Source organism: Streptomyces sp. WAC03905 (assembly GCF_057371075.1).
Genome location: NZ_JBXYDZ010000003.1, coordinates 245,076 through 263,024 on the forward strand (window position 1 = coordinate 245,076; position 17,949 = coordinate 263,024).

The 17,949-nt window shown below is 76.6% G+C and carries 10 protein-coding genes and 1 pseudogene; 3 read left to right on the forward strand and 8 right to left on the reverse strand.

The window, feature by feature from the left end; genetic code table 11:
• Nucleotides 1–93: 93 nt before the first annotated feature.
• On the reverse strand, nucleotides 94–1,200 hold the full coding sequence (locus tag AC2RP6_RS04060; RefSeq protein ID WP_486444863.1) for a hypothetical protein: 1,107 nt from the start codon (nucleotides 1,198–1,200) through the stop codon (nucleotides 94–96).
• A 59-nt stretch (nucleotides 1,201–1,259) separates the two neighbouring features.
• On the opposite strand from AC2RP6_RS04060, the gene AC2RP6_RS04065 reads away from it, so the two are divergent.
• Nucleotides 1,260–1,841, forward strand: coding sequence for a carboxylesterase family protein (locus tag AC2RP6_RS04065; protein ID WP_486444864.1), 582 nt, complete (start codon nucleotides 1,260–1,262; stop codon nucleotides 1,839–1,841).
• Nucleotides 1,766–2,071, forward strand: coding sequence for a carboxylesterase family protein (locus tag AC2RP6_RS04070; RefSeq protein ID WP_486444865.1), 306 nt, complete (start codon nucleotides 1,766–1,768; stop codon nucleotides 2,069–2,071). The genes AC2RP6_RS04065 and AC2RP6_RS04070 overlap by 76 nt, the downstream gene beginning before the upstream one ends.
• Nucleotides 2,072–2,436: 365 nt before the next feature.
• Here AC2RP6_RS04070 and AC2RP6_RS04075 read toward each other — a convergent pair whose 3' ends face one another.
• Together AC2RP6_RS04075 and AC2RP6_RS04080 are read right to left on the reverse strand one after the other, a co-directional pair.
• On the reverse strand, nucleotides 2,437–3,168 hold the full coding sequence (locus AC2RP6_RS04075; protein ID WP_486444866.1) for a hypothetical protein: 732 nt from the start codon (nucleotides 3,166–3,168) through the stop codon (nucleotides 2,437–2,439).
• Between the two features lie 372 nt (nucleotides 3,169–3,540).
• Nucleotides 3,541–3,798 (reverse strand): hypothetical protein, encoded by a 258-nt coding sequence (locus tag AC2RP6_RS04080; protein WP_486444867.1) that lies wholly within the window; start codon nucleotides 3,796–3,798, stop codon nucleotides 3,541–3,543.
• A gap of 548 nt (nucleotides 3,799–4,346) precedes the next feature.
• Between AC2RP6_RS04080 and AC2RP6_RS04085 the strand changes: the two genes are divergently transcribed.
• Nucleotides 4,347–4,829: an HAD domain-containing protein gene (locus tag AC2RP6_RS04085; protein ID WP_486444868.1), complete on the forward strand. Its 483-nt coding sequence runs from the start codon at nucleotides 4,347–4,349 to the stop codon at nucleotides 4,827–4,829.
• On the opposite strand, the gene AC2RP6_RS04090 is transcribed toward AC2RP6_RS04085, so the two are convergent.
• The 5 genes and pseudogenes from AC2RP6_RS04090 to AC2RP6_RS04110 form a co-directional block, all read right to left on the reverse strand.
• Nucleotides 4,795–6,765, reverse strand: coding sequence for a hypothetical protein (locus AC2RP6_RS04090; RefSeq protein WP_486444869.1), 1,971 nt, complete (start codon nucleotides 6,763–6,765; stop codon nucleotides 4,795–4,797). The two genes, AC2RP6_RS04085 and AC2RP6_RS04090, sit on opposite strands and share 35 nt — an antisense overlap.
• Nucleotides 6,762–10,739 (reverse strand): annotated as a pseudogene (locus AC2RP6_RS04095) (DUF5682 family protein); the annotation flags it as partial. The gene AC2RP6_RS04090 and the pseudogene AC2RP6_RS04095, both read right to left, overlap by 4 nt.
• A gap of 136 nt (nucleotides 10,740–10,875) precedes the next feature.
• A complete protein-coding gene (locus AC2RP6_RS04100; protein WP_486444870.1) occupies nucleotides 10,876–12,033 on the reverse strand; it encodes an ATP-binding protein in 1,158 nt (385 codons plus the stop codon).
• A 106-nt stretch (nucleotides 12,034–12,139) separates the two neighbouring features.
• Entirely contained in the window at nucleotides 12,140–17,056 is a 4,917-nt protein-coding gene (locus AC2RP6_RS04105; RefSeq protein ID WP_486444871.1) for a DNA-binding protein, read from the reverse strand.
• Entirely contained in the window at nucleotides 17,053–17,925 is an 873-nt protein-coding gene (locus AC2RP6_RS04110) for a DUF4132 domain-containing protein (protein WP_486444872.1), read from the reverse strand. The genes AC2RP6_RS04105 and AC2RP6_RS04110 overlap by 4 nt, the downstream gene beginning before the upstream one ends.
• Between the last annotated feature and the right edge of the window lie 24 nt (nucleotides 17,926–17,949).

The window sequence follows — 17,949 nt, forward strand, 5'->3', positions numbered from 1 at the left end:
AGGCTGCGGCAGCAGCGGCGTACGGCGCGAAAGGGGGCGGCACCCCGCGCGCACGGTGGCGCGGGGTGCCGCTGCGGCGGTGGTGGCCACCGGTCAGGCCGAACCGCCCTGACGGTTCCTCAGCGCCATGCCCGCGAGGACCGCGCCGGCCGCCGCGCTCAGCATGACGGCGGCTCCGGCCCAGGCCTGCGAACCGCCCACGGTGCCGGCCAGCGGGTCGAAGGCGAACGAACCGCCGACCACGTGCAGGGCGACCACGCCCAGGGCCACGGCCGCGCCGGCCCGCCACACCGCCGGGGTGTCGCGCAGCGCGACCAGGGCCCCGACGACCAGGCACACGACGGTGACCAGGAGGGGCAGCAGGCCGAGCGGACCCGCGGACGGCAGGGCCATCAGGTCCTGCGGCAGGTGGAGGGCGCCGCTGACCAGCAGGGCGACCGACACCGGCCAGCGCAGCACGTGCCCGAGCGCCGGGGTACGGGCCGGTTGCGCCGCGGGCGCGGGAGCGGGGCGTCGGGACCGCACCTGGTGGGGGGCGTCGTACAGGGTCGGGTACGCGACGCCGTACGGCTCCTCGCGCCGGCCCGGGGACGGCGCCGCGGCGGGCGCGGCCGACGCGGCGGCCCCGGCTCCTGTCCGGGCTCCTGCCCCGGCTCCTGTCCCGGCGGGGACGGGGCCGGCACGGTGCTGCTGCTCCGGCCCACCGGGCGCGTCCTTGCCGAGGATGTTCACCAGCAGGGCGACGTCCTCGATGGAGCGTCCCACGGCGGCGGCGCGCAGCGTGATGTCCGCTTCGCCAACCTCGTGCGGGGCCTCACCCAGCAGGGTGACCATCCGTTCCACGTCCTGCACCGGGCGGGTCACGGCGGCCGTGCGCAGCGCGTCGTGTCCGGCGTCGGGCAGCGGGCCGTCCTCCTTGAGGAGGCCCACCAGCGCGGTGACCTCCTCGACCGGACGGCAGGTGGCGGCCGTCTCCAGGAGGGTCCGCATGCGCTGCGTGGTCTGCAGGTCCGAGTCGTCGGATGCGTCGAGCGCGTCCAGCGCGTCCGGGGCGTCGGGGGGCTCAGGGGGCTCGGGGGTCTCGGGGATGCCCGGAACCCCGGTGGTGGCCGGGGCGTCCGGGGTGGCCGGGGCGGTCGCGTCGGGGGTCCCGCGGCGGTCTTCGGGTTGCGTCGCCGCGAGAGTGATGGGGTCATTCATGGAAAGCTCCGTTCGCCGACGCGCGGGTCTACGTAATCGCGCGCCGGTCATCGTGCGTCATGGGATGCGCACGCTTTGTTACATTGAGTGGCATTTCCGCCGACTGCGCCATTCGGGGCGGGCAAACGGGGGTCCCGGTGGGAACGGCGGGGGTCGTGCCCGACGTAGAAGGGCCCGTCGTGGACGGCGACCGCGGTCCGGTGCGGGCCCGGACGCACGGCGCGCACAGCACGTTCGAGGGCAACCCCTTCGCGGCTCCCACGGCCGGCGCGTGCCGCCGGCGGCTGCCGGAACCGGCCCGCCGGGGGACGGGCGTCGGGGACGCGGGGGCGCCCGGTGCGCGCTGTGTGCAGCTGCCCCCGCTCGGGGGCGACGAGCCGGCCGGCTCGGCGGACTGCCTGTACCTCATCGTGACGGTCCCGACGGCCGGTGCGCGGCCGGCGGGGCGCGCACCGGCCCGAGCGCCTCGCCGTCCGGGACGTCGTGGTGGTCGTCACGGTCAATTACCGGCTGGGGCGTCTTCCCCGGCTCCGCCCTCGCGGACCAGCGGGCGGCGCTGCGCTGGGTGCGTACGACCGCGGGACGGTTCGGCGGGGACCCGCGCAACGTCACCGTCCTCGGCGAGTCGGCGCGCGCCCTGAGCGTCTGTGCGCACCTCACCTCGCCCCCCTCCGCGGGGCTGTTCCACCGGGCGATCGTGCGGAGCGGCTCCCGCTCGACCACGACACCACCGTTCGCGCTGCTGCCGGCCCTCGGCACGTACGAGCCCCTCGTGCCCGCGCGGCGGCCCGGCTCGGCTGCGGCCGGCCCTCGGGCGTACTGGACTGCGTGCGCGCGCTGGACGCCCGTTCCCTCGCGACCGCCGACCTGATGCACCGATTCTCATCGGTGTCCTACAGGGCCGGCACGCTGCCGGCGTTGCGGGCCGACCGGTTCCACCGGGTGCCGGCGGTGCAGGGCACCACCCGGGACGCGGTGCGGCTCTTCGCCTACCGGGCCCGGACGGAGCGGTCGTCCGGCCAGGAGACGGCCCGGGCCGTTGCGGCCGCGTACCCGCTGTCGGCGTACAACCGACGTACGGCTACCGGTTCAGCGACCGTGGCGCGGCGAACTCCACGGGGTTGCCGCCGGTGCCGGGCTGCCGTACGGCGTGGCCCGCGGCTTCGAACTGCCCTACCTGTTCACGATCGCCCCGCTGGGCGCGGACTGCGCGCCTGGGACGTGCGGTGGCCGGGGTCACCACTGCTCGGTGACGACCTCGCGGTCGGCGGTGCGCAGGGTCAGGGTGCCGTGGTCGCCGTACACCTCGCGGCGCCACGAGCCGAACACGGCGGCGATGCGGCGGGCGTCCTCCGCGGCCCCCTTGCCGACCTGCGGGGTGGCGAAGGTGATCCGGGCCTCGCCGACCGACCGGACCTTGCGGACGCGGGTCTGCGTGACCGAGACCCCGGCGTCCTGGTCGGTACGGTGCGCCTGGTGGTACGCCGTGAAGTCGCGGGTCATGTCGAACCAGTCGGCCGGGCCGCAGGGGCCGCCGCCGTTGCCCGTGTCGCCGTCGGTGGGCGGCCCGGCGGGTGCGCCGCTGTCCTGGTCCGTGGGCGGCCCGGCGTACGCCCCGGTCTCCTCGTCGGTGGGCGGACCCGCGTAGGCCCCGGTCTCCTCATCGGTGGGCGGACCCGCGTAGGCCCCCGTCTCCTCATCGGTGGGCGGACCCGCGTAGGCCCCGGTCTCCTCATCGGTGGGCGGCCCGGCGTACGCCCCGGTCTCCTCATCGGTGGGCGGACCCGCGGGGGCTCCCGGGTCCTCGTCCGTGGTCCGGTCCGCACCGCAGTCGGCCGCCGCGGGCGTGGGTGCCCCGGCGGGCGGGGCGGCCTGCCCGGCCCGGGTGGTCCCGCACCCGGCGAGGACGGCGCACAGGAGCCCCGCAACCACCACCCGTCCGGTCACGGACACCGTCGTCTTCGTCATGAGCATCCCCCTTCGGGGAGCAAGAGGCCGTTGCGCCGCCCACGGTTCCCTCCGGTGCCGACCCGGCCCGCCTGCGGCTCGGCATCCCGTCGGAGCTGCCCGAACCACGGCGGCCCGCGGGCGGCTCAGCCGAGGACGAGGTGGCCACCGACACCGCGGCGAGCACGTCCAGCCGGTTGTCGCGGGCGGCGGTGATCGGCCTTGAGGGCGAGGCTGAGTGGTGAGCCCTGCTGGGGCTGGTGCGGCCGTGCAAACCTCTGGCCGGACGACGACCTCGGTGAGCTGGTGACGATCTTGGGCCTGCTGGCGCCCCACGCCGGAGATGCCGGACACGGCGGGTTCATGCCAGAGGCACACGAAGCAGAGAGACACTCAGATCCAGTTGCCCCAGCCGAACGTTGCGATGTAGGCCCGCCGGACGGCGGCCCAGCCGCGGCCGCCGCCGATGTGGATCAATGTCAGCGCAAGGCCGAACCAGGCGATGAAAGCACCAGCGACGGTCAGGGTCCATCGAGAACCGGAGAAGCCGGCCACGACAACGAGGGCGATGACGGTCACGCCCAAGCCCATATGGGCAGCGGGGAGATCCGAACGCAGCGCTTCGCGCAGAACGCGGCGTTCCTCCTGCATGTTGTGGGCGTACCGATAGGGAGCCGAGCCTTCGCTTCTCTCTCGCTCAGAGCTGTGTTCCATGAAGCCCCCGTTGATCCGGCTGCGACGGTCCGAGCAGCCTACGCCGTGCTGTGATGGCCGTCAGCAGCGGTTTTTGTAGCCCTCGCCCATTCGGTTCCGCCAGGCATCGCCACGGTCAGCAGGGGTCCCTTGCCAGGGGGGCGAGGCGGACCTCATGGGAGCGATGGCGGGCGCCGGTCCTTGGCCCGACTCGATCAGGGTCTGTGCGACGACGAGGCCGGAGCGGCTGCCGTCACGGCCAACTGGTGGACCGAGTCGATTTGCCGGCCCGTGCGGGTTTTCGCTGATCAGATGGTCCATTCCGGGGTGCGGTCCGTGGCCTGAGAGGGTGAACAAGCCCATGACCAGGTCGAATTCACTACCGACAACGGCGGTCTGCACCTCGCCGTCAGGGCTGGCCCAGAAGTGCCCGCCCTGACCTCCGCATGGCGTGGGTACCGCCGCAGCCGCACGGTGGCGCAGCGGGCGGGGCTACCGTGCGGGTCATGAACCGCATGGCGCCCCTTCCCCTTCTCTACCTCGATGTCGACGGACCGCTCATCCCCTTCGGGGCGGGCCCGTACCCGCCTGCGGACGGTGGCCCCCATCCCCTGCTCGCCCGGGTCGACGCGGCGCTCGGGCCGCTGTTGGCGGGACTGCCCTGCGAACTGTGCTGGGCCACGACGTGGATGGCGGAGGCCAACGAGTGCGTCGCGCCCCGGCTCGGGCTGCCGGAGCTGCCCGTGGTGGCCTGGCCGGAGCCCTCGGACGAGGACGGGCGCGGGGGTGTCCACTGGAAGACCCCCGCCCTCGTCGACCACGCGGACGGGCGGGCGTTCGTGTGGGTCGACGACGAGATCACCGGCGCCGACCGGGCCTGGGTGGCCCGCCACCACCCCGGCCCGGCCCTGTTGCACCGCGTCGATCCGGGCGTCGGCCTGACCGCCGCGGACGTCACGGTCCTGCGGGCGTGGCTCCGCTCGGTGTAGCCGTCCACGACGCGGCGACGAGGGAGCGTTCCGCCGCCGCCAGGTGGGTGGCCGCGGCCAGCCAGGCCCAGGCGTAGCCGTCGGGCGAGGGGTCGGCGAGCCGGCCGAAGGCGTCACGCGGACGCCGGTCGGCCTCGGCCGCGAGGGCGGTGGCCAGGTCCGCCGCGGCGGTGAGTCCGGCCCGGCGCAGCGGACCGTACGCGGTCAGGGGCGCCGTGCCGCGGGCCGCTTCGGCGACGGCGCGGCGGCCCCCGGCGACGCCGGTCTCCAGGAGGCGGCGTACCCGCCACAGCGGCGCGTCCGCGAGCGGGTCCGGGGCGTCGGCGTCCGGTGCGGGGGCGGCCGCGGCGGCGGCTCCGGCGGCGGCCGGTGGCGGGAAGTGCTCGCCCTGGAGGCGGTCGTAGCCGAGATCGGCCCGGCCCAGCCATTCCTCGGGCAGCCGCAGCGTGTACGACTCGCCGGGCACCAGGCCCACGGCCACGGGCCGCAGGGTGGCGGCGCGGTCGAGGTCGGGGCGGCCCAGGACGCGCAGCCGGAGTCCGGGGTACGAGGCGATGCGCCGCAGGTTCTCGGTGTGCGGCAGCTCAGGGTGCGGGTGCGCCGGCAGCAGCCTCAACAGGGGTGCGTGCGGGCCGGCTTCGCGGACGAGGAGCTGGTCGCCGACCGCCCCGACGACCGTGACGTCGCAGCCGATCAGGGCGGTGTCCGCGTCGGCGGTCTCGGCGGGGGCCGCCAGCAGCGCGGCGACGGCCTCGGCCGCGGGGCGGGCGAACAGCGGGGCCGCGGGCCCGTCGCTCCACGCGGCACCGGGCAGCGGGGTGGCCTTGACCCCGCGTCCGGCCCCGAGGCGGCCCTCCGCGGAGACCGTGGCGCCGACGATGCGCAGGCCGCCCCGGGCGAGGCCGGCGTGGTCGAGGGTGGCGCCGCCGAGGGCGACGGGGGCCCGCCCGGCCCCGCGGGCTCGGGCCGGGCCGCCCGGGCGGACGTCGGAGATGGTGTAGCGGGAGCCGTCCGGGGCGAGCAGGTGGGTGACGACTCCGCCGTAGCCGGTGGCCGAGAGCACCGGTTCCCGGCACAGGCCCCGCACCTGGAGGCTGCCGCCCGGCGTGTAGGCGCGCCGGGAGGTGCCGGTCAGTGCGGGGTCGGCCGTACCGGACGCCAGCACCCCGGCGGTGTGCAGGAGTTCACGGAAGGATCCGGTGAGGTCGCCCAGGCGGTGTGCGGTGCGGCGCTCGCGGGCCGCGCGCAGACCCCGTACGACACGCAGGGCGGCCGCTTCCGCGCGGGGCAGACCGGCGAGGCGGGCGGTGTGCGCGGCGCGCAGCAGCTCGGCCTGGACGACGGCTCCCCCGGCGGTGACGCCGGCCGCCAGGGCCTCGGCGGCGGCGTGCCAGAGCGCGGCCGCGGCCCCGATCTGGGCCGCGGTGAGGACCGGGACGGGCTCGGTGCGCTCTGCGGATCCACCGGACGCGGCGGACCCACCGGAAGCGGCGGACCCACCGGACGCGGTGGACGGACCGGACTGACCCGATCCGGCATCGGCGTCCGCTCCGGCGCCGGCCCCCGCGGGTACGGCCCCTGGTTCCCGCTCCGTTCCGGCGGTGGCGGCCCCGCCCGACTCGGGCGCCGGCTCCGGCGGCGCCGCGTCCGCGAGCGGGGCGGCGCCCAGGGCGGCGGCCCGGTGCAGGCACCGCGGCGCCAGCAGGCAGGTACAAGTGGCCTGTCCCGCTTCGGCGACCGTCCCGGTCGGACCCGGACGCAGGGTGACGAGGGCGTCCTCACCGAACCGGAAGGTGATGCTTCCGTCGTCCTCGCGGGTGGCGGCGTCCGCGCAGCCCGCGGTGGCGGCGTCCAGCTTCTTGCGCAGCCGCGCGGTGAGGCTCTCGACCGCTTCGGCGAGCACCTCGGGTGCGACGGGCGGCAGTTCGGTGCTCAACGGGACTCTCCACGGAGGCGGTCGCCCACCCAGCGGGCGAGGGCGAGAGGACTGAGGGCGGCCACGGGCATGCCGGCTGCGACGAGTTGCCGCGCGACCGGGACCGAGTACCGGGGCGTGCCGGTGTCGTCGAGCGCGGCGCAGCCCAGCAGGTGGGCGCCGGAGGCGGCCAGGGCGCGGACCTCGCCGAGCAGTCCGCCGATCGGGCCGCCTTCCTCGAAGTCGCTGACCACGACGACGAGGGTGCGGCTGGGAACGGTGATCAGGGAGCGGGCGTGCGCCAGGCCGGCGGCGATGTGCGTCCCGCCGCCGACGCGGACCTCCAGCAGCAGCGAGAGCGGGTCGTCGACCCGGTCGGTGAGGTCCACGACCTGCGTGGAGAAGGCGAGGAAGTGGGTGGAGAGGGTGGGCACGCCGCCCAGTACCGCCGCGGTCAGGGCCGACCAGATGACGGAGGCCTCCATGGAGCCGGACACGTCGACGACGAGGACCAGCCGCCAGTCGGCCTCGCGGCTCGCGCGGGTGCTGAACACGGGCCGTTCCGGTACGACGACCACCGTGCCGTCGGGCCTGCGGCGGGCGTGCGCGAGGTTGGCGCGCAGGGTGCGGGCCAGGTCGAGCGCGCCGCCCGGCCGGCGGGTGGGGCGCGGTGTGGTGAGGCCGGACAGGGCCGGGCGCACGCGGGTGGCGAGCTCCTTGGCGAGTTCGTCGACGAGTCGCTTCACCAGCGGGCGCAGCCGGGCGAGTTGGGCCTCCGGGAGTCCTCCGGCGAGGGAAAGGACGGAGCTCAGCAGTTCCACGGAGGGCCGTACGGCCTCCGGGTCGAGCTGGGCGAGGACGTCGGTGCGGCCCGCTTCGGCGGCACCGGCCAGCACTTCCTCCCGTACGTCGGCGCCGAACAGCGCTTCGAGTTCCTGCGACCATTCGCGTGCGGTGGGGAAGGATGCCTCCTGGCCGCCGCTGCGGCCCGGTCCCTGGCCCGTGCCGAGGTCTGCGGCGCCTTCGCCGTGCCCGGAGCCGTACAGCTCGTCCAGGGCGTGGGCGTAGCGGCGGGCTCCGGCGGGGAGCCGGTCGCGTTCGCGGCCGAGGAGCAGGCGCCAGCGGTCGGCGGGGGCGAGCCGGTGCGCCTCCGGGCGGGCGGTGGGGGCGGGCGGCTCGTCGCGGAGGTGCGGGGTCGGCCCCGGGTCGGCCGGGTCCGGGGCCGGTTCCTGCCGCGGGGGCAGCGGGAGCGCCTTGAGCGCGGCGAGGCCGGCGGCGTCGGCGGCGGCCCAGAGCGCCAGGAGCGCGGGCGGGGCGTCCAGCGCGAGGTCGACGCGGTCGCCGAGGCGCTCGGTGACGGTGTCCAGCAGCCGGTCGCGGGCGGTCGGCGCGAGGGCGTCGAAGCCGCCGCGCAGGGCGGGGAGGCGGTCGAGGAAGTCCTGGTCGGGGAGGGTGTCGACGCGGTCGAGGAGCGGGGTGAGGGCGGCCGGGGAGGACTGCAGCAACGGCCCGGCGGCGGTGAGGAGTCCGGCGAGCCTGCGGGTCAGTGCGCGTCGGCTGTCGGCGGTGCCGGCGCTGTCGATCCATCCGGCGGCGCGGTCGCCGAGTGCGTCGGCCGGGTCGAGGTCGAGGAGGACCCGTACGGCCAGGGCCGCGCCCTGCATCAGCGGGGAAGCGGTGGCGGCCAGGGCGGCGAGCGCGTCGTCGGTGCGCAGACCCAGGTGCTGGGCGGCGGCCCGGTCGGCGAGGGCCACGAGGGCGCCGGCGTCGGCCGGGTCGTCGCTGCCGGCCAGGCCGGGCAGGGAGCGTACGGCGGCTTCGAGGAGGTCGTCGGTCAGCGCGGCGCAGGCGGCGCGGGACGCGGCGGAGGTGCCGGGCAGGTGGCCGCGGTGCAGTGCCTCCAGGAGGTCGAGGGCGTCGAGCAGTTCGGGCAGGGTCGCCGTCCGCGGCAGGGCGGTGGCCGCCTCCCGCAGGCGTACGTCGACCAGTTCGGGCAGGTCGCACCGTGCGGCGGCGGCGAGCCCGGCGAGGATCTGCGCCGGGGTCGGGCCGCCGTCGGCGGCGGCCCGGCGGGCGGTTTCGGCGAGCGTGCCGGCGGCGGCCTGGGCGGCGGTGACGCCCCGGACGCCGGTGAGGTCGAGCCGGGCCGGGACGGAAGGCGTCCAGGACAGCCGCCACTTGGTGCCGAGGGCGGTGCCGTCGCCGGTGGCGGCGACGGTGAGGGGCTCCCCGTAGGAGGCGCCGCAGACGAGGAGGCGCTGCAGGAGAACCTCGCGCCGTCCGTCGAGGGCGGAGCGGAGCGGGTCGAGGCGGATCTCGCGCGGGGCGGGGTCCTCGGGGCACGGCAGACGCAGTTCGGCGAGTTCGGCTTCGACGGAGGGGCCGAGGCCGGAGCGGGGGGCGTGCGGGGTGATCCGCCCGCGGGTGGTGCCGACGAGCACCGCTTCGAGGGCCCGGGCCAGGGCCCGGCCCCGGCCGAGGGGTTCACCCTGGCCGAGCACGGTGGCCACCGCCTCCAGCAGCTCTCCGCGGCCGGGCGCGGGGAGCCCGCGCAGGACGGCGAGGTCGCAGGCGAGCCGCAGCGTCTCGGCGGCTTCACCGGTACCGGCGGTGTGGCCGGTCCGGCGCAGCTCACGGCAGAGTCCGGTGACGGCGACGGACGCCGCCTCCCGGAGGCGGCCGGGGTCGCCACCGGCCTCGAGGACGGCTTGCTGCCAGCGCGGGTCGCGGATACCGGCGGGGTACCCGGAGCGGGAGTCGAGCAGATCGAAGGAGTACGGCACGAAGGAGGTGACGGCCGTGCCGTCCGCCCCCGCCGGTCCCCGTCCGGCGGCCCGGTCCGGGCGGGTGCCCGGACCCGGCGCGGCGGCCGGAACGGGACCGGCTGCGGGGTCCGCTGCCGGGTCCGGGCCGGAAGCGGCGCCGTTGCCGGGCCGGGCGCCCGCCGGTCCCCGTCCGGCGGCCCGGTCCGGGCGGGTGCCCGGACCCGGCGCGGCGGCCGGAACGGGACCGGCCGCGGGGTCCGCTGCCGGGTCCGGGCCGGAAGCGGCGCCGTTGCCGGGGCGCCCGGCCCGGCGCGGCGGCCGGAACGGGACCGCCCGCGGCCTCCGTTGGCATGGCCGACCCGGAGGCGGCCCTGCCCGCGCCCGCCCCGGTGCCCCGGCCGGGTACGGCCGCGGCCGCCGTTCCGGCGCCCTTCGGCACGGCGGGACCTGCCACCTGGTCCGGGCCGGGCACGCTGCCCGCTCCCTCGGCGGACCCGGGCTCCCCACCGGCATGCCCCTCGGGCGGGGCCGCGAGGCGGGCCTTGCCGTCGGCGCCGCCCTGCGCGGGCGCCCGGTGCGTCGGCGGTGTGACGAGCGCCGGGGCGTGGAAGGAGCCGATGACGGCGGCCACGCGCCGGCCGTCGGCGGCGGCGTCGGCGATGACGGCCCGCATGTGGGCCTCACGGGCGAGGTCCCGGTCGGGCACGGGTCCGTCCTCGCGCAGCGCCCAGCCGACGCCGAGCGCGGCGCGGCGTACGGCCTCCGGGGAGCAGCCCGGTGCGAGGACCTCGACGGCCCGGTCCCACATGTCGTCGCCGTCGCGGCCCGTGCCGGCGGCGGTGAGGGCACCGGCGAAGCCGCCCCCGTGCCGTGGTTCACCCGCCGCCTTCGTCTCCGCCCCCGGCCCGGCGGCAGAGGCGTCGGGCGCGTCGGGTGCGTCGGGTGCATCGCCTGCGTCGGGTGCGTCCGTGGACGGGGACGGGTGCGGGTGCGGGGCGGATGGGCGGGGGGTCCAGGCGGGGGCCGTGAGGGGGAGGTCGCAGCACAGGACCGTCGCGCCCGACCGGCGGGCCCAGCGGATGGCCGCCAGCTCCGGGGAGAAGTCCGCGAACGGGTAGAACGCCAGGCGGCCGTCCTCGCCGGTGCCGGCCAGGGCGACCGGGGCGACGGTCTCCGGGTCGGACAGGTGCTCCAGCCACGGCTGGAAGTCCACCGGGAAGCTCGACGCAGACGACGTCCGCGCCGGAGGCGTCCAGCAGGTCCGGCACCACCGCGGCCAGCGCGGGGCTGTGGTGCCGTACCCCGATCAGGTAGGGCTCGCGGGCCGCGGCGAGCGCGTCGAGCGCGGCTCGCGGGTCGGTGTGCGTCAACGCAGGCTCCCGCGCAGGTCCCAGAGGCGGCGCCACATCGCCGAGCCGTCCTCGGCGCGGCGCCGGACCGGGCCGTCCCAGTACCCGAGCAGCCGTGCGTGGTCGGCGGGGTCGTCCTTGCGCACGACGCCCAGCAGGTGACCCGGGAGGAGGTCCAGCACGTCCCCGTCCGGCAGGTAGGCCGCGGCGACTCCCAGCGACGCGGCCACCTGCACCGCCTCGGCGGTGGACATGACCGTCCCCGGGCGTTCCACGTCCCAGCCCTCGGCGGAACGCCCCGAGCGCAGGTCGCGGAAGACGGTGACGAGCGCGTCGAGCACGGCGTCGTCGACGCCGAAGGCGGCGCCGGCCCGCTGGACGGCGGCGACGGCCTGGCGGCGGATCAGCGTGGCCTCCGCGTCCGCGTCGGCGATCGGGGCGACCGTCTCGAAGTTGAAGCGCCGCTTGAGGGCGGCGGACATCTCGGAGACGCCGCGGTCGCGCAGGTTGGCGGTGGCGATGACGGTGAAGCCGGGAGCCGCGGAGACCACCGCGTCCTCGGTGGCGGTCAGTTCGGGCACGCTGACCCGCCGGTCCGACAGGATCGAGACGAGCGCGTCCTGCACCTCGGGCAGGCAGCGGGTGATCTCCTCCACGCGGACCACGCGCCCGGTGCGCATGGCCGAGAGCACCGGGGAGTCCACGAGCGCCTGCGGGGTGGGGCCCTGCGCGAGGAGGAGGGCGTAGTTCCAGCCGTAGCGGAAGGCGTCCTCGGTCGTCCCCGCGGTGCCCTGCACGGTGAGGGAGCTCGTGCCGCAGACGGCGGTGGCCAGCAGTTCGGACAGCATCGACTTGGCGGTGCCGGGCTCGCCGGTGAGGAGCAGTCCGCGCTCCCCCGCGAGGGTGACGACGCACCGCTCGACCAGGGCGCGTTCGCCGACGAACTTGGGGGCGACGGCGAGCTTGGCCGGGAGGCCGGCGCGGCGCTTGGGCAGGACCAGCTCGGTACCGTCGCTGCCGCAGACGAAGGTGACGACGGCGCGCGGGGTCAGCGCCCAGCCGGGCGGCCGGGGGCCGGTGTCGTGGGCGGCGAGGAAGGCGAGCTCGTCGGCGTAGCGCTCCTCGGCGGGCATGACCTGCCGGGCGGCGGGGGCGGTTGATGCGGTGACTGTCATCGGATGGTTCCTCTGGGGCACGGGTGTGAAGGGGTGGTGGGCGGGGCCGGCGCGGCCCACCGTGTCAGGTGGGCCGCGCCGGCCCCGCGTCGGGGTGCCGGACGGCTCAGCGGCGGCGGGCGCGGGTGCGCTTCACCTGCAGTTCCTGGAAGCGCGGGACGTCGCCCTCCCGGATGCGCTGCCAGGCGCGGCGGTAGAGGTCCGCGGCCGGTTCGGCCGGTGCCAGGACGCCCAGCAGCGGCCGGCCGCCGCCGGCGAGGCCGTACATCGGCAGCTTCCACTGCTCGACCGGCAGGGCCGGGGAAGCCATGTCGGCCCACCCGCCGGGCAGGAACAGGGTGCGTCCGGCCCGGCTGCGGTCGGCCGACACCACCAGGTCGGTGGCGGCCAGTTCGGCGCGGGCGGCCTTGAGCCGGGCCGGCTTCCAGCCCGTCCACCGGGCGGTGTTGCGGTCGGTGGGGTCGGGCATGGCGAGCAGGGCCAGGTACAGGGCGGCCGCGTCGGCGCCCAGCCCGTACTCGGCGCTGACCTCCTCCACCAGCTCGGGAACCGATCGGCTCGGGTCCTGCGGCCACCACGTGCCGTCCGCGTCGACCGTGCCGGCCGCGGGCGCGCCCGGGTCGGCGAGCAGTGCGGCGAAGCGCGGGTCGTGGGCGGCCCGCAGGGCGTTCTCCGCCGCGAGGGGCTGCTGGTCGTCGCCGCGCAGCGCCGGCAGGTAGGGGTCGGAGCCGGTGGAGTCGAGCAGTGCCGGGCGCACAGCGGGCTTGGGCTGGTCGTCGGCTGTGGCCATGACGACCGCGCCGTAGCGCTCGTAGCCCTCGCCGGTCTCGGTCGGTGTGCCGGCGACCTTCCTGAAGTCCGGAAGGCTGGTGTAGTGGGCGATCTCCAGGAGCAGTTCGGGCGCGGCGAGCCGCTGCCGCACGGCGGTCAGCGCGGGCGGCAGGGCCGCCCGCACCGGATCGCCGGCCGGCAGCCGGTGGGCCAGCCAGCTGCTCATGGCGAGGGTGGTGGTGAGGACCTGCGCGGTGAACGGGTCGGCGACGGCCACGGCGGGCTCGACGTGGTCGCCCTTGACGATCCACGGTACGTCGACGGAGAGTTCGGGCGAGGTGGCCGGGTCGAGCACCGCGGCGAGCACGCGGTGCGCGGACCATCCGCCGCGGACGGCGCGCGCGGCCTCCGTGGCCAGCCAGTCCGGTACGGGGGTGCGCCGGCCCACGCGCCGGTTCCACAGCTCCGCGGCGGCGGCCACGTCCGGTCCGTCGCTCCACAGGCGGGCCGGTTCGGCGGGCAGCAGGGCCGCGACCAGGGCGCGCCGGAACTCCGCGGTGAGGCCCCTGAGCTCGTCCCTGGCGTGGGCGGCGTCGGTCGCCTTGACGCCGAGGGCGGTACGGACCTCCGCGGGAAGGAAGTTGCGGTCGTAGCCGTCGATGTGCGGGAGCCCCGCGACCACCAGGCGGGCGAGTGCGCCGGAGACCCCGGTGAGCCGGGAGAACTCCTCCGCGCCCTCCGGGCGGAAGGGCACCGGACCGTGCTCGGCGGCCGCGCGCAGGAAGGCCGTCAGCCAGCCGGGGTCCCGGTCGGGGTCGCCGAGGGGTGCCTCGCGGCGCAGGGTGTAGGGGCCGGGGACGGTGAAGCCGCCGGTCGGGTCGTGGAGGAGGGCGGCGAACTCCTGGCCGTCGGGCACGGAGTCGCCCGACGCGGTGACGGCGAGGACGGCTCCCCCGCCCAGCGGCAGCACGCTGCGGTGGTAGCGGTTGCGGTCGAGGCCGTCGGGGCCGGTGAGGTGGGCGTGGTCGAGGTGGACCACGACCCGGCGCCAGCGGTCGGCCGAGCCCCGCACCGAGGCGATGCCGAGGGCGTCGGCCTCGCCGAGCACGGTGAGGAGGGCCGCCCGGTGTTCCCCGGTGGTCGTCGCGGCGGCCGCCCGGTAGGCGGCGGCCGCGGGCTGGTCCAGCAGCGGTGCCCAGGTGAAGGTGTAGTGCGACACGGCGGGGGTGTCGTAGTGGAGCTGTCCGGGCACGGCGGTGGCGTCCGTGGCGCTGCGGGCGTCACCGAGGAGGCGCAGCAGGTGGAAGGAGCCGTCGTCCTCGCCGCCGTAGCGGTAGTGGGCCGAGTCGAGCAGCCCGTGGAGGGCTTCGCCGAGCAGCTGGTCGGAGGGGCCCTGTTCGCGTTCGTCGACGGGAGCGGCGTCCGCGTCGAGCCGGGCCGAGATGGCGTCCAGTGCCTTCTGCTGGGTGAGGGCGAACCTCAGGACCTCGACGATGCCGCCGATCAGCAGGGGGTCGGTGACGTGCGGCAGTGCCGCGCTCACCACGTCGGGCAGCTCGGTCACCTTGGGTGCGGCGGCCGCCGCCTTCAGGAGGGCCCCGACGGTCTCGCGGTCGGCCGTGCGCAGCGCCATCGAGCCGCGCGGGTCGCGCGGGCGCAGTGCGTACCAGTGGGAGAGCGGCGGAAGGTCGACGCTGCCGGTGCTGAAGGGGGTGTCGTGCCGGTCGCTGCGGGTCTCGGCGGTGACGACGCCGTCGGGGTCGGTGACGGACAGCTGGCGCCAGCTGTGCGAGAGGGCGCGCGGGCGGTCGTCGCCCGGGAAGGTGAGGGCCGCGACGGGCTTGTCGCCGCCCTCGGGGACGGTGACGGTGCGTCCGCCGTTGTCGACGCCGGCCCAGCCGTCGCCGGTGAGGCGTACGGCGTGCCAGCCGAGCAGGCCGTCGACGGGTGCGCCGAGCACGGAGCCTTCCACGGTGGGGGTGGGCAGCAGCCGGCTGGAGTGGCCCGAGGACGCCCTGCCGCTGTAGGCCCTCATGGTGTCGGTGAAGAACGCGGGCACCGAGGAACGTCCGTAGGCGCCGCTCGCCGGGTCGTATTCGAGCCAGCCGCTGTCGTTGTCGTGGTCGCGCTGCCGCCACGCCCAGTACGAGGTGCCGTCGGACAGGACCGGCCGCTCCTCGGGCAGCCGGGTGTCGCCGCGGTGCAGGACACCGCCGCCCGTGGTGCGCCCGCCGCCCGGCAGCTGCAGGGAGAGGTGGTCGCTGCGCAGGGACCAGTAGTTGCGGTCGGTGTCGAGGGTGAAGACCGTGCCGGGCGCGGTGTGCCAGTAGCCCTCGACGCGGTTGGCGCTCCAGTCGGCCCAGAAGACGAGCAGTTCGCCGTCGACGTAGTGGAAACCCATCCGGCGGTGGGAGCCTGCGGGCACGCGCAGGTCGTGGGTGAGGACGGTGGAGTCGGCGTCGATGACGCGGACCTGGGACGCGTTGGCGACGACGAGGTACGGCCAGGCCTCGACGATGGTCAGGCCGCCCCGGTCCTTGCCGGGGGTCAGTTCGGCGACGGCGGTCTCCCAGGAGGGCCACGCCAGTTCCTCGAAGAGGCCGCCGCGCAGGGTGCGGGCGAGGGTTTCCCCGAGGTCGGCGGCGGCCGCGGCGGCGACCTCCTCGGGGGCGAGGGCCAGTGCCTCGACGGGCAGCCAGGTCAGCCGCTCGATGGCGGCGGGGACTCCGGGCAGGCCGGCGGCGACGGAGGCGCGGGCGACCTCGACCATCCACTCGGTCAGCAGCGGGCGGGCGCCGGGCGAGGCGGCGACACGGCGCACGATCTCGGCTCCGCCGCTGCCGATCGCGCTCAGCGCGCGGCGGAAGGCGGGCTGGAAGCGGGTGTCCGCGGCGACCGCGGCCAGGTCACGGCGCTCTTCGCGGTCGGCCCAGTCGGACAGGTTCAGCGTGTCGTGCCGGTGGTGCGTCTCGTGGTCCACGGGTGTGACGACGGGGACTTCGAGGGTGAGCAGCAGGTCGAGGAGGTCGGCGTCCTGGACGCCGACCTTCAGGCCGGCCTCCTTCCCGGGCCGGTCGAGTTCGGTGCGCAGCTGGGCGGCGCAGCGCTCGACGATGTCGAGGAGGACGGGGTTGGTGGGGCGGCGGCCCCAGCCGGAGTGGCGGGCGGAGTGGAAGCGTTCGAGCCAGCCGGCGGTGCCGTCGGCGCAGCGCTCCTCCTCGGGAAGGTTCCCGTCGGCCAGTCCGGCGGTGGCGCCGGACTCCTCCAGGACGTCCAGCCACAGGTCGGTGAGGTCGGTGTCGCCGCCGGGCGGGGTCAGTCCGAGGAGCGTGCCGCGTACGGCGGGGACGCGGCGGGCGAGCGCCACGAGGGCGCCGCGGTGGGCCTTCCACCAGCCGAGCGCGGCGCGCAGGGTGGCGGGCAGGGGCAGCAGTTCGGCGAGGTACTCCTGCTCGGGTTCGGTGCCGGTGAGGCCTGCGGTGCGGGCGAGGCGGCGCAGTTCCACGGCGGCCTGCGCGGAGGGCGGCAGCCCGCCGGCGGTACGGCGTACGCACAGGCGGCGGAAGCGCTCGTAGGCTTCGGCGGGGCTGACGCGGAGGGCCAGGGCCTTGCCGTATCCGGCGAGGACCTTCACCGGCAGGGCACCGGCCAGCGCGAATTCGAGGAAGACGGAGTCGAGGCGGTCCTCGTCGACGGGCAGGCCGTGCTGGGCCTCGGCGGTGCGGGCGCGGCCGAACAGCTGGGCGGCGTAGGTGGTGTTCTCGACGGCGAGGAAGAGGCGCGCGGCCTGCTCGTGGAAGAGGGGCAGGAAGTGCGGCACGGAGGCGGCGAGGCGGTCGGCCAGTTCGAGGCAGGCGTCGAGCGCGGCCTTGGGCTTGGTCTTGGCCTGGCGGGCGATCCGGTCGAGTTCGGGGACGACGGCGAGGGCGTGGTGGCCGTCCTCGGGGTGGTGCACGAGGACCCATTCGGGGAAGCCGAGTGCCTGGCGCCGGCTCAGGCCGACGACGGGCGGTTCGCCCTCGTCGCGCACGAGGCCCAGGAAGCCGGCGGCGAGGTCCTCGGCCGCGCCGAGTTCGGCGGCGGCGAGCCGGACGACGACGCGGTCGTCGTCGAGCCCGGGGTGGCGGTAGGTGCGGGCGGTCAGGTCGACGGCGTCGGCTCCGGCGCCGGTGGTGCCGTTGGGGAGGACGGCGCCGGCCTGCAGCAGCAGCGCGGTCTCGCTCGTCCCGGTGTTCCTCAGGTTCCTGCTCATGCGTCCCCGCCCTCCTCGATCTTGCGCCCGGCGTACAGTGCCGCGGCCATTCGCATTCCCTCGGACCAGGCCACCGGTCCGACCTTGGCCAGCGTCACCGCCCGGCCGTTCTCGTCGTGCCAGCTCAGTGCGCCGGTGGTGGTCTCGTCGTCGTAGTAGGGCTCGCCGATCCACACCGCCGCCTCGGTGCCGGTGCCGGCTCCGGCGTCGCGGACCTTGCAGGTGGCGTAGCCGCCGGAGACCCGGTAGCCGAGGGCGGTCGCGCGGGCGGCGAGGCCGAAGCGGGTGGGGAAGACGCCGCCCGCGTAGTCACGGACCTCGTGGGCGGTGGCGGAGACCTCGTCGGGCTTGCGCCAGGTGGCGCGGTGGATCTGCTCGACCTGCTGCACGATGCCCAGCTCGGCCGCGAACTCCCGTACGTCGTCCAGGTCGGGCAGCAGCACCGGGTGGGGCAGGGTCACGGTGCGCGGGGAGAGCCGTACGGTCTCACCGTCGAGGTTGACCACCTTCAGCTCGCCGTCGGCGGTGGCGTCCCGCAGGAAGCCGACCTCGTCGGGGTCGTCGCCGACGACGGCGAGGTCGCGCAGGGCGTTCTGCCAGGCCTCGTCGGGCCAGACCCGGGCCAGCAGTTCGGTCGGGACGGGCAGCGAGGACACCATCCAGCCGTCGACCTGGGCGACGCAGGCCGCCGCGTGCCGGTCGAGCCATTCGGCGAGCCGGCGCAGCCGGTCCACCTCGGGATGGTCCTTCAGCGCCTTCGGCAGGGTCTTCAACTGCCGTCCCGCCGCCCGGCCGGTGACGGACCTCGCCGCCACCCGTCCTTCCACCAGGGCGATCTCGTACCCCTCGCCCGCCGCCAGCCATGCCATCAGACTGTGCCCCTCCGCCTGTCC